At 71.5% G+C, this 14048-nt stretch carries 12 protein-coding genes; 4 read left to right on the forward strand and 8 right to left on the reverse strand.

Translation table 11 applies throughout. The annotated features are described in order from the left end of the window. Positions 1–51: 51 nt before the first annotated feature. The 3 genes from ACFW5B_RS13435 to ACFW5B_RS13445 form a co-directional block, all read right to left on the reverse strand. Positions 52–1596, reverse strand: a complete 1545-nt coding sequence (locus ACFW5B_RS13435; protein WP_386437913.1) for a tryptophan halogenase family protein — start codon at positions 1594–1596, stop codon at positions 52–54. 113 nt (positions 1597–1709) lie between these two features. Then, positions 1710–2921 (reverse strand): cytochrome P450, encoded by a 1212-nt coding sequence (locus ACFW5B_RS13440; protein WP_386437916.1) that lies wholly within the window; start codon positions 2919–2921, stop codon positions 1710–1712. Between the two features lie 121 nt (positions 2922–3042). Further along, a complete protein-coding gene (locus ACFW5B_RS13445; RefSeq protein WP_386437919.1) occupies positions 3043–6012 on the reverse strand; it encodes a BTAD domain-containing putative transcriptional regulator in 2970 nt (989 codons plus the stop codon). A gap of 557 nt (positions 6013–6569) precedes the next feature. Here ACFW5B_RS13445 and ACFW5B_RS13450 point away from each other — a divergent pair. From ACFW5B_RS13450 to ACFW5B_RS13465, 4 genes are all read left to right on the forward strand, one after another. After that, positions 6570–6722, forward strand: a complete 153-nt coding sequence (locus ACFW5B_RS13450; protein WP_386437922.1) for a hypothetical protein — start codon at positions 6570–6572, stop codon at positions 6720–6722. A gap of 226 nt (positions 6723–6948) precedes the next feature. Next, positions 6949–7944 (forward strand): alpha/beta hydrolase, encoded by a 996-nt coding sequence (locus ACFW5B_RS13455; protein ID WP_386437925.1) that lies wholly within the window; start codon positions 6949–6951, stop codon positions 7942–7944. After that, on the forward strand, positions 7937–9241 hold the full coding sequence (locus tag ACFW5B_RS13460; protein ID WP_386437928.1) for an acyltransferase: 1305 nt from the start codon (positions 7937–7939) through the stop codon (positions 9239–9241). Before ACFW5B_RS13455 ends, ACFW5B_RS13460 begins: the two co-directional genes overlap by 8 nt. 95 nt (positions 9242–9336) lie before the next feature. Continuing rightward, on the forward strand, positions 9337–10041 hold the full coding sequence (locus ACFW5B_RS13465; protein WP_386437931.1) for a class I SAM-dependent methyltransferase: 705 nt from the start codon (positions 9337–9339) through the stop codon (positions 10039–10041). A 108-nt stretch (positions 10042–10149) separates the two neighbouring features. Here the strand turns inward: ACFW5B_RS13465 and ACFW5B_RS13470 are convergent, their stop codons facing one another. The 5 genes from ACFW5B_RS13470 to ACFW5B_RS13490 form a co-directional block, all read right to left on the reverse strand. Then, complete coding sequence (locus ACFW5B_RS13470; RefSeq protein ID WP_386437934.1) at positions 10150–10725, reverse strand: hypothetical protein; 576 nt, start codon at positions 10723–10725, stop codon at positions 10150–10152. A 130-nt stretch (positions 10726–10855) separates the two neighbouring features. Then, on the reverse strand, positions 10856–12058 hold the full coding sequence (locus ACFW5B_RS13475) for an ATP-binding protein (protein ID WP_386437936.1): 1203 nt from the start codon (positions 12056–12058) through the stop codon (positions 10856–10858). 5 nt (positions 12059–12063) lie between these two features. After that, positions 12064–12741 (reverse strand): two-component system response regulator CseB, encoded by a 678-nt coding sequence (gene cseB, locus ACFW5B_RS13480; RefSeq protein WP_386437939.1) that lies wholly within the window; start codon positions 12739–12741, stop codon positions 12064–12066. A gap of 11 nt (positions 12742–12752) precedes the next feature. Next, entirely contained in the window at positions 12753–13196 is a 444-nt protein-coding gene (locus ACFW5B_RS13485; protein ID WP_386437942.1) for a hypothetical protein, read from the reverse strand. Between the two features lie 15 nt (positions 13197–13211). After that, positions 13212–13703, reverse strand: coding sequence for a hypothetical protein (locus tag ACFW5B_RS13490; RefSeq protein ID WP_386437945.1), 492 nt, complete (start codon positions 13701–13703; stop codon positions 13212–13214). Between the last annotated feature and the right edge of the window lie 345 nt (positions 13704–14048).

Raw genomic sequence — 14048 nt, forward strand, 5'->3', positions numbered from 1 at the left:
CGCCGGGGGGACAGGGGCAGGGGCGCCGGCAGCGGAAGTGAGCCCGGTGGCTCAGCTGTTGAGGGAGGCGATGTACTCGTAGCAGCTGGGCAGGGCGGCGACCAGCTCGTCCGCGTCCGCCCGCAGCCGCGCGAGCTCGGCGCGCGCGTTCGCCGGGTCGATGTGCGCGAGCGAGGGGCGCGGGCGCGCCGGCTCGTGGCCGAGGCCCAGCATCATGGTGATCCACGAGTACTGCTCGAAGCCGTGGTACGGCTGGTAGATGGTGCGCTCGTCGAGCAGGTGCGAGGAGCCGATCGCGAGGCGCTCGGCGAGCCCGTCCGGCAGCGCCCGGGTCTTGGCCTCCTTCCAGTACGGGGTGTCCTCGCGCTGCGCCGCCTTGTAGTGCAGCACCAGGAACTCCTTGACCCCGTCCAGGACCTCGGCGACGCGGCTGTTGTAGTCGTCGGCAAGCGCCGGGTCCCAGCGCTCGTCCGGGAAGTTCTTCACCAGCTGCTCGATGCCGTGCTGGATGAAGAAGATGCCGGTGGACTCCAGCGGCTCGACGAACGCGCTGGACAGACCGATGGCCACACAGTTGTTGACCCACGAGCGGCGGTTGCGCCCGATGCGCATCCGGATGTGGTTGGCCTCCAGGTCGTCCTGCCCGGGCGCGACGTGGTTGCGCAGGGTGCGCTCCGCCTCCTCCGGGGTGCAGAACTCGTCGGAGTACACATAGCCGTTGCCGTTCCGCCCGAACAGCGGGATGTTCCAGATCCAGCCGGCGTCCATCGCGGTCGCGGTGGTGTACGGGTTCATGCCGGTGGTGGCCTGGTCGGGCTGCGGGACCCGCAGCGCGACGGCGCGGTTGTTCGGCAGCACGTCCTGGAAGGACTCGAACGGCTCGTCCAGGGTCTCGTTGATCAGCATGCCCTTGAAGCCGGTGCAGTCGATGAACAGGTCACCGGCGAGGTCACCGTGCTCACGGGTGGCGACATGGCTGATCCAGCCGCGCTCGTCGCGGGCCACCTCGGTCACGTCGTCGACGACGTGCCGGACACCGCGGTCGGTGCCGTACTTCGTCAGGTACTTCGCCAGCAGGGCCGCGTCGAAGTGGTACGCGTAGGGGAACTGGGCCCGCTGCTCCTCCAGCGTCGAGCGGCCCAGCGAGCCGTCCAGCCCGCCCGCGAACAGCGAGCCGTCCAGCAGCCGCGGCGAGCGCTTGGCCTCGCACAGCGCCGGCGTGATGAAGCAGGACCGGTCGAACGGCTCGCTGCGGTCGCCCTCCTGGAGCCACCAGTCGGCCAGGGTGTAGCCGTCGGAGGTCCGCAGCCGCTCGAACGGGTGGTAGAAGTGGTGCCCCGGCTGCCGCCAGTTCTCGAACCGGATTCCCAGCTTGTACGAACCGGAGCACTCCGGCATCCATTCGCGCTCGTCCAGGCCGAGATAGTCGAAGAAATGCCGGACCGTGCTGAAGGTCGCCTCCCCGACACCGATGGTCGCGACGCGGTCGGATTCCACCAGAGTGACGTTGATGCGGTCACCGTAGGCCGCCTTGAGGTACGAGGCGCTCATCCAACCGGCAGTGCCGCCGCCGACAATGACCACTGAATTAATCACGCTGTGACTCCTGTTGTTCGTGAACGGGCCGCAGAAGGGCGGGTGGGCTGATTCACGCAGAGAAGTTAGACAGGAGGATTTTTACTTCGTTATCGGGAAGCGCGTGATCTATATCAGTGTCGCCGGGCCGTCATCGGAAGATTCTTCGCGCCGTACATTCCGCGGGCGTGATAGGCCACCGGCCGGTCCCGGTCGACGCGCAGCTCAGCGAAGGTGTCCAGCAGGGCGTTGAGCGCCACCTCCGCCTCCAGGCGGGCCAGCGGGGCACCCACACAGAAGTGCCCGCCGCGGCCGAAGGCGATGTGCCGGTTGGGCGTGCGCCGGATGTCGAAGCGGTGCGCGTCCGGGAACTGCGCCTCGTCATGGTTCGCCGAAATCACCCACGGGGTGACCATCCGGTCCGCCGGAATGAGCCGGCCGCCCACCTCGACATCGGTCACGGTGACCCGGCTGACGGTGGTGAAAGGCGAACGGAATCGCAGCACTTCCTCCATCGCGGACGGAATCAGCGAGCGGTCCGCGCGGAGTTCTGCATAGGCGTCCGGATGGCTGTCCAGACACTGCATGGCATTGCCGATCAGCAGCGTCGTCGTGAGATGGCCGGTCAGGAAGAGAATTCCGGTGAATTTGACGACCTCGTCGTCGGTGAGCCGTTCCCCGTCGATCTCCGCGGTGGCCAGCTTGCTGATCAGGTCGTCCTTCGGGTCCGTCCGGCGCTTTCGGCAGTGCTCCAGCAGGTACGCGTCCATCTCGCGGGTCGCGTCCTGGAACGTGGCGACGAAGTCCTCCGGCGCGATCGGCTGGTCGCCGAGCGCGATGAACCGGTCCGCCCACACCCGGAACAGATCCCGGTCCGACGCCGGCACCCCCAGCAGCTCGCTGATGACGATCACCGGCAGCGGGTACGTCAGCACGTCCACCAGGTCGAACCGCTCCGCGTCGACCCCGGCCAGCAGCTCCTTCGTCACCGACACGATGCGGGGTCCGAGCCCGGCGACCGTCTTCGGGGTGAAGGCCTGGTTGACCAGCCGGCGCAGCTTGCCGTGGTCCGGCGGGTCCATCGAGTTGATGTGGCCCTCGGTCAGCGGCTTCAGATGGGGCATGACCCGGCTGGAGTCGTTGGAGAACGTCTTCGGGTCGGAGACGACCCGCTGGACGTCCTCGTAGCGGAAGACGTGATACGGCCCGTCCCCCTCCTGCCACACGGGATGCGCGGACCGCATCCTGCCGATCCAGTCGAACAGCTCGTTGCTGCCGTCGGCATCCGGGACGGCGATCTCATCGCGCACGGACTCGTCGCGCACGCTCTTGTCGCGCACAGTCATCTGAACCTCTATCGTGGTGCCGGCTCGAACGGCAGCGGACGCTAACCGGCACCGTTTTCCGTGCGTTATCGGCGCGCACGCACCGGCCGGCGTCCGGGCCGGGGTCCGGCCGCACCCCCGCTCACCGCCCCGGCAGCGGCCGTCCCCCGCACGCCTCGGCCGACAGCCGGCTGATGTCAGCGCTCGCCTGCAGCTCACCCCACACGGAGCCGATCTCGTGGAAGGTGTTGCGCGCGATCAGCAGATGCTGGCTCGCCCGGGTGAGCTGGTTCAGCTGCTGGCTGCAACTGCCCAGCGCCAGATGGACCTTGGCGAGCAGGAAGAGGTCGTCGACCCGCTCCGCGATCTCCAGGGCGTCCGTCAGAATGCTCTCGGCCTCGACGCACTGGCCCGACGCCACCAGGGTTTCGCCGATACCCATCAGCGCGTACGCCTCGCCCCGGGTGTCGCCCTTGCTGCGTACGATCCGCAGCACCCCGTCGTACGACTGCTTGGCGGCCTCGAACCGGCGCTGCTTCACATAGGCGGCGGCCAGCCGGTTGAGCGCCTGGGCGGCGCCGCGGGTCTCCCCGAGGGCGGTGGCGATCCGCACCGCCTCCAGCGAGAGCCGGACCGCGGCGTCCGGGTTCCCCCACTCCAGCTCGATCTGCGACATCTGGTTGAGGGTGTGCGCCTCGGCGGACGCGTCACCCACGACCCGGAAGGTGTTGCGCGCCTCGTCCAGCCGGCTCATGGCGGAGCGCAGACCGCCCTGTACCCGGTCGGTGATCGCCATGTTCCGCAGGGTCAGCGCGCGGCCGTGCACCTCCCGCACGCTGTCGAAGAGCTGGAAGGCCCGGGTGAAGAGCGGCATGGCGGCGTCGAAGCGCTGCTGGAACATCTCCACGGAGGCGAGTTGGTAGCACATCGCCGCCTCCCCGCGGACGTTCCCGGCGTTCCGGGTCGCCGCCAGTGCCTTCTCGCTGACGGAGCGCCAGTCGTCGTAGTAGTTGCGCGTCTCGAACAGCACCACACTGGACATCGCCAGGTCCCAGGCCAGCTCCTCCATCCGCAGCACACAGGCCTGGAGGATCGACGCCACCAGGGACGGGCGCTCGGCCTCGAACCAGTCGAGCGGCGAGCGCAGCAGCCTGCCGACGAGCGGTGCGTCCAGGTGCCGGCGCGGCGTCGTCCCGTGGATGATCGCGAAGTCGCCGCCGTACTCCCGGATGTGGCTCTGCTCGGCCAGCGTGAGGTACGTGCGGAACACCCGGTACAGCGCGGCGTGCCGCCCCTCCTCCGCCTCGTCGGACTCGGCCCGCTCCCGGGCGTAGAGCCGCAGCAGGTCGTGGAAGCGGTAGCGCATGGTGCCGGTGGTGTCGCTGCCGACCGGGGTGAGCAGATGGGCGTCGACCAGCCGCTCGATCATGTCCTCGGCCTCGGCCGTCGGGACATCGAGCAGCGCGCCGCCCACCCACGCCGGGAAGTCCGGTACGTCGAGCAGCCCGAGCAGCCGGTACATCCGGGCCACCTGCTCGGGCAGACCGCGGTAGCTGAGCGCGAAGCTGGCGCGCACCTCCAGGCCGCCGGTGCTGAGTTCATCGAGCCGACGGTGCTCGTCGCGGAGCCGGTCCACCAGGTGCTGGACGGACCAGTGCTGCTTGGCGACCAGCCGGGCCGCGGCGATCCGCAGCGCGAGCGGCAGCCCGTCGCACAGCCGGCAGAGCTCGTTGACCGCGGCCTTCTCCGAGGCCGCGCGGTCCGCACCGGCGATCTTGGTGATCAGGGTCTGGGACTCGTGCGAGGCCATCAGCCCCAGGTCGACCCGTACCGTGCCGGAGTCGGCGGCGAGCTGCTCCCGGCTCGCGGCCAGCACACAGCTGCGGCCGCTGCCCGGCAGCAACGGCGTGATCTGGCTCATCGTGCGAACGTTGTCGAGGACGATGAGCGACTTCCGGTCGGCCAGCACACTGCGGTAGAGCGAGGCGAGTTCGGCGGGCTCGGACGGTATCTGGTCCCCGGGCACCCCGAGCGCCCGCAGGAAACGTCCCAGCAGCGCACCCGCCACGAACGCCGGCTCCCGGCCGTCGTACTGCGCCAGATCGGCATAGAGCTGCCCGTCCGGGAATTCCCCGGCGACCTTGTGCGCCCAGTGCACGATGAGCCCGGTCTTGCCGACCCCGGCCACTCCGGTGATGAGCCCCATCCGCGGGGCCTGTTCGCCGAGCAGCCGGTCGAGTTTCCCGAGTTCCGCCGACCGGCCCTGGAAAAGGTCGACGTCCGGGGGCAGTTGGGCGGGAACCACCAGGGGCTTTACCTGGACCGGAAGAGTGAGACCGGGATCATCCTGAAGAATGGAGGCATGCAATTCCTTTATTGCCACGCTCGGTTCCAGGCCGAGTTCCTCGACGAAGTTCCGCCGCCACATCCGGAATCCCTCGCTGGCCTCGGCCCGTAGACCGGCGCGGTACTGGGCGAGCATGAGGTTGTACCGGAGCTGTTCGTGCAGCGGGGAGCTGTTCGCGATCGAGGTCAGCTCGGAGATGATTTCCTGGTGGTGGCCCAGGGCGAGTTCGACCTCGGACCAGGCCTCGTAGGCCGCGTAGCGCCGCTCGTCGAGCCGGGTCGCCTCGTCCTCGACCGGACGCCCCGTGACCCCCGCGAGCGCGGGCCCCTTCCACAGGTCGAGCGCCTGCCGGTAGAGGGCGCGGCCCTGTTCGTGGCGGCCCTGCTTGACGTGCGCGGCGGCGTCGGCGACGAGCGAGGTGAACCGCAGGGCGTCGAGAGCGCTGCCGGCGGTCTCCAGCCGGTAGCCGGGATGGGTGGTCAGGATGACATCGCCCTCGACACCCGCCTGTTTGAAGGACTTCCGCAGCGCCCCGATGCAGATCGCCACCTGCGTCCGGGCCGTGGCGGGGGGCTCGTCGCCCCATACCGCGTCGACCAGGCTGTCGACCGATACGACACGCCCCCACGCCAGGATGAGCATGGTCAGAATGGTGCGCTGCCGGGGGCCGTGAACCCCTACGATCCGGCCACTGTCGGTGATGACCAGGAGCGGTCGGAGTACGGAGTATTTGATTGCGCGAGGTATGGAACGGTCTTCTGGCATGGCTGTGTTACCCCCCGTGTAGCACGACCGCTAGGCCCGTGATCCAGCCACTATAGGGATCGTAACGCGATCACTGAGGGTGGCTCCGGCCGAGATCGGGGGCAGAGGTCTACTCCACCACTTTTGCGGCCTTTCGCACCGTGATTTTTGTTGCCGAACAGGGCATCGGGGCGGTCGGGGCGGTGGCCGGGAACCGCCGTTGCACGGCGCCGCCGATGGGGGGAGGGTGTCCAGCGGGCCCCGGGCGAGGAGACCGGCCGGAGGGCGGCGCCCGGCGCCGCCACGCTGACGGCACCTCACTTCCCGTGCGGGAAAGGCGCCCCGGGAAACGCATTGCGCTCAATCGGAGGGCGTCATTCCGTGGCGTCGTTGTTCCGGTGTTACCCGCCGGACGCCGGCGGACCGTCGCGGTGTGCCGGACCGGCCGCCCGCGCCTTCCACCCGCCGCCCCGAAAAGCAGGCCAATAACGATGTGAAGCCGTCCCTGGGTAAATTCGGCCTTCTTCAGGGCACCGACGGTCGACCACCGCTCGTGCACGTAGGAACTAGGGGGAATCATGACTGCGATACTTGGCGCCACCACCCGGCGTGTCATTCTCGCTCTTACGCCCACCCTTATCGTCTGCACCGCCTTAGACCTCCCCGATACCGCCCAGGTGACGGACCGGGCCCTTTCCGCACAACACCGCCAGAACCAGGACTGGGTGTGAGCGAAAGGAAATTGACGGCCCATCACCAAGGCGTTTCGGATCGCTCGCGGCCCGTCCGCGCGCCCCGTCCGTGCCCCGTCGGGCCCGGTGCCGCGGCACCGGACCGGGGGCAGACCCCCTACCTGAGAGCTACCGGGAAGAGCGCACCGCAGTGTGATTCCTCCCGCCGCCCGCGTCGTTAACCTCCTCTTCCGGATCTCCGAACGGACAGGAAGGAAGGCTGGCGATGCGCGCGGCACGTCTCAGGCGCGGGCTGGCGATGGCCCTCACCGCATGCTCCATCGTGGTGACGGTCGCCGCCGCGGCACGGTCCACCGTGCCCGGTACCCCGGTGCCGCCCCGGCTCCCCGCGATGCGCGCGGAGACACTGCCGGCGCGGTACGCCGCCAACCACCGCTTCATCACCGAATCCGAGCACGCGGCCCGCGCCCTGGGCGACGAGGGCCGGGCCGGGGTGCTCGCCCGACTGGCCCGCGGGGACCGGCACTTCCTCTCCTTCAGCCCGCGCGGCGACGGCCAGGTCGTGGAGGTCCTCGGCGACCTCGCGCACGCCGACCGGATCGCGGTCGTGGTGCCCGGCTCGGACACCACCGTCGACACCTTCGACGAACTGGGCACCGTCTACGCGTCGTTGAACGGTGGCGCCCGCTCCCTGCACGCCGAGATGCGCAAGCTCCAGCCGGACCGGAAGACCGCGGTGGTGGCCTGGTACGGCTATCCCGCGCCGCGCACCATGAGCCGGGACATCGTGACCACCGACCGCGCCCTGGACGGCGGACGCCGCCTGGCCGGGCTGGTCGGCGACCTGCGGAGGGTGAACGCCGCCGCCCCCGTGGCCGTGCTCTGCCACTCCTACGGATCGGTGGTGTGCGCCACCGCCCTGCGCCGCATGGACGCGCCGGCCGAGTCCTCGCTCTCGGACGTGGTGCTCTTCGGCAGCCCGGGTACGGGCGTGCGCTCCCGGGCCGAACTGCGCACCCGGGTCCCCGTGTGGGCGGGCCGGGGAGCCACCGACTGGATCGAGGGCGTCCCGCACGTCAGCCTCGATCTGCTGGGCGCACAGATCGGGTTCGGCACCGATCCCGTCGCCGCCCCGTTCGGCGCGCGGCTCTTCCCCGCGGGCGCCGGCAGCCACAGCGACTACCTCCGCCCCGGCGGACTCCCGCTGCGCAACATAGCCCTGATCGCCCTCGGCCGGGGCTCGGAGGTCTCCGATGACTGATCTGGAACTGCGCCCGCAGGCACCGGCCCGGCGCCCGCCGCTGCCCCCCGGCCCGCTGCGCCCCCGCCCCGGGCGGCGCACCCCCTGGCGGGCCCTGCACACGGCGGTGCTGCGGATCGACGCGGCGACCCCGGCGGAGCGGGACCGGGCGGTGGACGTGCTGCGCGCGCTCGCCCTCACCGGCGTCGTCCTGGGGCACTGGCTGGTGAGCGGCGTCGTCCTCCAGGCCGGCGGCCATCTCGTCGGCGGCAGCCCGCTCGGCGACCGCCCCGGCCTCGCCCCGGTGACCTGGATACTCCAGCCGCTGGCCGTGTTCTTCCTGGTGGGCGGCCGGGTCAGCGCCCAGGGCCACGCCGCGGCACGGGCCCGCGGCATCGGCTACCGGGCCTGGCTGGCCGCGCGGCTGGCGGGCCTGCTCCGCCCGGCGATGGCCTTCGCCCTCACCTGGGGACTCGTGTGGCTGGGCCTGGTGTTCGCCGGCACCGCACACGAGACGATCGGCACGCTGATGTGGCTGGCGTACTCCCCCCTCTGGTTCCTCGGTGTGTACGCCCTGCTGATCGCGGCAACTCCTCTGGTGCGCAAGGCCCCTGCCCGGATCGCGGTGGCGGCCTGCCTGCTGGTCGCCGCCCTGGACGCCCTGCGCGCGGTGTCCGGAGACAGCGGCTGGGCCGACGCCCTCCGGCTGCTGAACCTCCCGGCGGGCTGGCTGGTCCCGTACTGCCTCGGCGCGGTCTGGGCGGCCGGCGGGTTCGCCCGGCGGAGGCACGCGGCCGCGCTGCTGCTCGGCGGCGGCGCAGTCATGGCGGCGCTGATCCTCCGGGGCGGCTACCCCGCGAGCATGGTCGGCGTCCCGGGCGACACCCTCTCCAACCTCAACCCGCCCACCCTCGCGGCGGTCGCCTTCGCTCTGGCGCAGACGGGCGCGGCCCTGCTGCTGCGGGCCCCGCTGCGCCGCGCGGTGACCACCCCGGCCCGCACGGGCCGCACGCACCCCGGTCCCCAACACCGCGCCTCGCCGGCGCAGTTCCTCTGGGCGGCGGTGACGCTGCTCAACGTCACGGCCGTCACGGTCTTCCTCTGGCACCAGACCGCGATGCTCACCACCACCGTCATCCCGCTCGGCCTCGGGCACACCCTCGCCGGGCTGCACACCAGCCCCGGTGACCCGCTCTGGCTCGCGGCGCGGTGCGGCTGGCTCCCGGTGTTCGCGGCGGTCCTCACCGTGCTGGTGATCGCCCTCCGGGACCGCGACGGGGCCCGTACGAAACGGATCAATAACCGAACAATAACGTGATGTGAGAAGGTAGTTCGCCGCCGCGTCGACCGTAGAAGCCCACCGTCCGTCCGTACGTCTGCAGTACCCGCACTCGTCTCCCCTCCGGAGGATTGATGTCCACCCTCACGACCGAATCGATAAGCACGCTCTATGTGAAGTACGCGGATGACCTGCGGGCGGTGCGCGACGCACAGCGGAAGTTCCTCCTGGACAACAAGGACACGGTCAAGGCCCAGCTCGACGACTACGAGGCGGAGATCACCTACCTGCTGCTGCGCGACCTCAAGCCCGAGGTCGTCGTCGAGGTGGGCACCTTCCGCGGCTGGTCCACCACCTGGATCCTGAGCGCGCTGCGCGACAACGGAACGGGCCACCTCTACAGCTTCGACATCGTCGACAACGTCGTGAAGAACGTGCCGGCCGAACTCTCCGAGGGCCGCTGGACGTTCACCAAGGGCGACCTGCGGGACACCATCGCCAAGGTCCCCGCGGAGACCGACTACCTCTTCATCGACGCCGACCACGGTGCCCGCTTCGCGCGCTGGTACATCGACAACCTCTTCCCGGTGGTCCGCCCCGGCACCCCCACCAGCGTCCACGACGTCTTCCACGGCCGCCGTCCCAAGCCCATGAGCGAGGGCTCGGTCATCATCAAGTGGCTGGCCGCGCAGAACGTCGAGTACTTCACCCCGTCCGTGGCGAAGGCCCCCGAGGTGACGGCACGGCTGGCCGAGGTGAAGAAGGAGCTGAACCTCAGCGAGCCGGTCCGCGAGAGCCGCCACAACCCGATGATCTACTTCAGCCTCCCGCAGGGCTGAGCCCGGCGCGGCACACCACGAAGTCCCCCGTCTCGGCCGAGACGGGGGACTTCGGTGTTCCGGGGAGAGGTGGGAGATGGGGGCGGCCCGGGCGGCCGGGCCGCCGGGCTACGGCAGTTGGCGCACGAAGGCGACGACGAGGAGCAGGCCCAGCGCACAGGACACGGCCGCGGCCGGCAGCGCCCAGACCGGGCGGTGCTCGCCGCGCAGCGGAGCCGTCGTATGGCGGTTCAGCCGGGTCAGGCCGGTCAGTATCACCAGCGCGAGGGCGACGAAGGGCAGCGAGACGGCGAAGTGCGCCAGCCAGGCGCCGGCCAGTGAGGGGCCGCCCCAGGAGTTGTCGTGCGGGGCCCGGTCGACGAACCCGTACAGCAGCCCCCGGGCGATCGCCAGGGCGAGGCCGGCGGCCAGCAGCAGGGCGAGCACGCCGAGAAGTATGGTCAGCGCGCCGTGGAACACCAGCCGGACGGCGCCCGGTGCACGGGCGCCGCGCGGCAGCGGCCCGGCGCGCAGCCACCGCCGCAGGGCGGCCTCCCGGTGCCCGGTGAGTGTGGAGCAGACCGCCAGGGCACCGGCGGGGAACAGGGTCACCGCGAGACCGGCGTGCCGGGCCGCCTCGGCCAGGCGGGGCGGGCCCGCGGAGCCGTCCGGGCGCCGTACGACGGCGGGGGGTCGGTTCGTCATGCCGGGACAGTAAGTTCGCCCCGCGCCGAGCCGCGTCACTCCCCGGCGGTGTCTCCGCCCCCGTACCGCGGTAGGGCGCCGGGTACGGCCGTTCGGCCTACCGCCGTACAGCTGTCCCGGCGCCGGTCCGTCAGTCGCCGGGCGCGAGATCCACGACGGCCAGGGCGCCCCCGTCCGGCGGGTTCTCATACGTCACCCGGGCCCCCAGCACCCGTGCCTGGCCGGCCACGATGGTCAGCCCCAGACCGACCCCGGCACCCCGCTCACGGGCGCCGGTGCGGAAGCGCTGGGGGCCGTCCGCCAGCAGCTCGGCGGGAAATCCGGGGCCGTGGTCGCGCACCCGCACCGTGGCGCCCGCCACCTCCAGGGTCACCGGCGGGGCGCCGTGCAGCCGGGCGTTGGCGACCAGGTTGGCCAGGATGCGTTCGACGCGGCGGTGGTCGGTCGTCACCACGGTCTCGTCGGCCACCCGCACCTCCAGGTCCCCGCCCGCCAGGGCCGCCGCCCGGTGCGCCAGGGTGCTCGGCAGCACCTCCTCGCACTGCGCCTGCTCGACGCCCGGCACATCCAGCCGGGCCACCTCCAGGACGTTCTCCACCACACCGCGCAGCGTCTCCACCCCGCCGCTGACCAGCTCGGCCGGGCGGCCGGGCGGCAGCAGTCCGAGGGCGGTCACCAGCCCGGCCACCGGAGTGCGCAGCTCATGGGCGATATCGGCGGTGACCCGGCGCTCGGCCTCCAGACGGGCGCTCAGCGCGTCGGCCATGATGTTCACGGCGGCGCCGAGCCGGGCGATCTCGTCCTTGCCCCGGGGCCGGACCCGGTCGGTCAGATCGCCGTCCGCGATCCGCTGCGCGGTGCGCGCGGACGCGGTGATCCGCCGTCCCGCACCGGCCGCCGCGACCACGCCCAGCACACAGCCGAGCGCGGTGACGGCCGCACCGGAGCCGAGCAGCGCCCGGTCGAGCGCGGCGAGGGCCTGCTGCTGCGGCGCGTAGGAACGCCGGACCGCGACGATGTCCCGGCCGCTGCGGGTGGCCGCCCACAACACCGGGGCGGAGCCGCCCGCGTGCTGGAGACAGGTGGCCCGTACGGGGCGTTCGGTGACGGTCCTGCGGAGCGCGGCGGGCAGCTCACGCGGATTCACCAGGGCACCGTTGTCCACCCCGGAGGTGTACTCGCTCACCGCCTCGACGAGCCGGGCGTCGAGCAGCCGCGCCGCGCCGTTCCGCTGGTCCTCGGCGGTGAGCTGATGCACCAGCAGCCCGATGAGCGTGGCGACGAGCGCGGCGGTCCCGGCGATGACCAGGGCGGTCTTGGCACGGAGCCCCATGGCGGTCAGGGCGCCAGCTTGTAGCCGAAACCGCGGACGGTCACGATGCGGTCGTGGCCTATCTTGGCGCGCAGCCGGAGCACATGGACGTCGACGACCCGGGTGTCACCGCCGCACGCGTAGTCCCACACCCGCTCCAGCAGGGTGATCCGCGACAGCACCACCCCGGGCCCGGCCGCGAACTCCAGCAGCAGCCGGCGCTCGGTGGGGGTGAGGTCGACCAGCCGCCCCGCCCGGCGGACGTCCATGGACGCGGTGTCCACAGTGAGGTCGCCGAAGCGCAGCACCGTGTCGTTCCGGCGCGGCCGGTGCCGGGCCATGTCCGTGGCGCGCCGCAGCGCCGCGCGTATCCGGGCGACCAGCACCGGGATGTCGTACGGCTTGGTGAGGTAGTCGTCGGCGCCCGCCTCCAGGCCGAGGACGACGTCCACCGGATCGGTGCGCGCCGACACCATCAGCACCGGCAGCCGGCTCTCCGCCCGGATGAGCCGCACCAGACCGACCCCGTCGAGCCGGGGCAGCATCACGTCCAGCACGGCGACATCGGGCTCCCGCTCCCGGAACGCCGCAAGACCGGCCTGCCCGTCGGAGGCGGAGCGCACCCGGTATCCGTAGCGCTCCAGGGAGAGTTGGGTGGCCTCGCGCAACAGTGAGTCGTCCTCCACGAGCAGCACGTCGGTCATCGGTGGCGTTCCTAGGGCTCGGGGAGGGGCAGCCGCACCGCGCTCAGGTCATCCGAGCCGGCGGGCGGAAGGTGGGAGGACCGTACGGTGGCGCGGGTGTAGTACGAGACGTTCTCACGGCGCTCCAGACGGCTGAGTTCGAGGGTGGCCGGATAGCCGTCGCCGCAGTCGGGGATGCACCAGCTACCGCGCAGCCGGCCGGTGGCCACGGCCTTCGTCTCCCCCCAGGAGCGCCAGCTCAGCCGGGAGACCGAGGAGAACTCGGTGAGGCCGAATCCCGTGGGGCGGGTCAGCGGGTGCCCCAGGGTGTCGGGGACATAGACCGGGCCCCGGGCCCGGCTGGGGCTGGGCGCGGGGCCCTCGACCCGGAGCTGCCCGGGATCGCCGCACCCCGAGCAGCCCACGGCCGCCAGCACCAGTACGCAGACGGTGGCCAGGGCCGTGGGCTTGTTCATCGGGAGTCTTCTCCGTCAGAGGGTGGAGAGGGGGCGCTTGCCCTTGAGGTCCTCGACATCGTACGAACCGTTGCCGTCGGCCAGCTTCAGGGTGAAGGAGGAGTACACCTTCTTGCCGTGCACGGTCTTGGGGTCGGAGAGCGTCAGGGTCGCCTTCAGGGGCTTGTCCAGGCAGGTGTCCAGGCACCAGGAGCCGGTGACTTTGCCGGTGGCGACGGCCTTCTTGGCGTCCCACTGCTTCCAGTGCAGCTGCTGGGCCGAGGTGAACTCGGAGAGCACCAGGTTCGCCGGGCTGCGCTCGGCACGGCCCTTGTCGGCGTTCTCCTCGCCGTAGTGGTTGATGACGTAGGGGCCGCTGCCGGTGCGAGCGGCGCTCGCCGTCTGCGCCGGGGCGGAGGCGGCCTGCGCGCCGGTGGCGACGACGGCCGAACCGAGGACGGCGGCACAGGCCAGGGCCGCTCCGATGGCCGTCCGGCGGCGCCGGGTGGTGCTCGTGGTGCGCTTCATAACTCTCGCTCCATCGTGTTGATCATTGGGGCGGAACTGAAGCTATGAGGGACGCTTCTCGGTGTTCTGACAGCTGTGTAACAGCAGCTCATCGACCTCTGTAACCTGATCGACATACGGGGGAACGCCCCGGACAGCACCCCTCCGGCCAACGGGAAGGCCAGGTCAGCCGGTTGGGCGAGGGGGCGGGGCGAGGGGTTGGGGCGGGCGCCCGCTCCGTACCGGTCGGATGCGCCGCCCCCGTACGGGCCGCGTCAGGCCCGGCCGCCCCGGACCGGGCGTCCCGCCGCCCGAACCGGGCCCCCGCCGCCCGGATGGACGGCCGCCCGGGAAGTCGCCACCCAC

Source organism: Streptomyces sp. NPDC058773 (assembly GCF_042746015.1).
Classification (GTDB): Bacteria; Actinomycetota; Actinomycetes; order Streptomycetales; family Streptomycetaceae; genus Streptomyces.

Coding starts and splice junctions, on each gene's coding strand:
- cseB (WP_386437939.1), bottom strand. CDS start 12,741: ATGACCGACGTGCTGCTCGTGGAGGACGACTCACTGTTGCGCGAGGCC.
- ACFW5B_RS13440 (WP_386437916.1), bottom strand. CDS start 2,921: ATGACTGTGCGCGACAAGAGCGTGCGCGACGAGTCCGTGCGCGATGAG.
- ACFW5B_RS13485 (WP_386437942.1), bottom strand. CDS start 13,196: ATGAACAAGCCCACGGCCCTGGCCACCGTCTGCGTACTGGTGCTGGCG.
- ACFW5B_RS13470 (WP_386437934.1), bottom strand. CDS start 10,725: ATGACGAACCGACCCCCCGCCGTCGTACGGCGCCCGGACGGCTCCGCG.
- ACFW5B_RS13465 (WP_386437931.1), top strand. CDS start 9,337: ATGTCCACCCTCACGACCGAATCGATAAGCACGCTCTATGTGAAGTAC.
- ACFW5B_RS13460 (WP_386437928.1), top strand. CDS start 7,937: ATGACTGATCTGGAACTGCGCCCGCAGGCACCGGCCCGGCGCCCGCCG.
- ACFW5B_RS13450 (WP_386437922.1), top strand. CDS start 6,570: ATGACTGCGATACTTGGCGCCACCACCCGGCGTGTCATTCTCGCTCTT.
- ACFW5B_RS13445 (WP_386437919.1), bottom strand. CDS start 6,012: ATGCCAGAAGACCGTTCCATACCTCGCGCAATCAAATACTCCGTACTC.
- ACFW5B_RS13455 (WP_386437925.1), top strand. CDS start 6,949: ATGCGCGCGGCACGTCTCAGGCGCGGGCTGGCGATGGCCCTCACCGCA.
- ACFW5B_RS13475 (WP_386437936.1), bottom strand. CDS start 12,058: ATGGGGCTCCGTGCCAAGACCGCCCTGGTCATCGCCGGGACCGCCGCG.
- ACFW5B_RS13490 (WP_386437945.1), bottom strand. CDS start 13,703: ATGAAGCGCACCACGAGCACCACCCGGCGCCGCCGGACGGCCATCGGA.